General features: G+C 73.4%; 1 pseudogene. It reads left to right on the forward strand.

The features are described 5' to 3' along the window. Positions 1 to 427: pseudogene (locus tag CCN39_RS50435) on the forward strand (caspase-related protein); the annotation flags it as partial. Positions 428 to 620 lie beyond the last annotated feature (193 nt).

A 620-nucleotide genomic window follows, 5' to 3' on the forward strand; every position in this document is an offset into this window, starting at 1 on the left:
GGTGGCGCTGCGCCGGAACCCCGCCGTCGCCCTGGGTACCGGGCCGGTGCGCGGGTGGGCGGCCTGGGCGGCGATCGGGCTGGGCGTGCTGCTCGGCGCCGGGTGGGTCGCCCAGCTCGTCGAACTGTCCGCCTACGACGTCGACAGCGCCGGCCGCAACGCCGCCTACTTCGTGCTGGGTGCCCTGCTGGCCGTCCTCGTCCCGGTCGTCGCCGTGGTGCTGAACCCGCGTCCGGTCGGCTGCTGGGTGCTGGCGATGGGCATCGCCGGCCTGGCCGGGGTCCTGGGGCCGACCTTCGCCGTGCTGGCGGACTACTCCTCGCTGACCTACGTGGGTCAGGTGATCGCCGTGACGGCGCTCGTGCTGCTGGCGGTCGACACCGCGGTCCTCGCCCGGCGGAATCAGCCGAACGGGCGACACGCCTGAGTTGTCGTCCGGGCACCACCGGGGTACCACGACGATCATGAGGATGCTTCTCGCGGCGGTGGCCGTGCTCGCCGGGCCGCTGGTCGATGCGATCCAGTCCCCAGCTGGGCGGATCGGGCTGCACCCCACCGATCGAGACCGGCCCGGCGAGCACGGCCACCGCCGCGAGAAGCATCCTCATGATCGTCGTGGT

The organism is Amycolatopsis kentuckyensis, from assembly GCF_002155975.1.
In the GTDB taxonomy this organism is placed as follows: domain Bacteria; phylum Actinomycetota; class Actinomycetes; order Mycobacteriales; family Pseudonocardiaceae; genus Amycolatopsis; species Amycolatopsis kentuckyensis.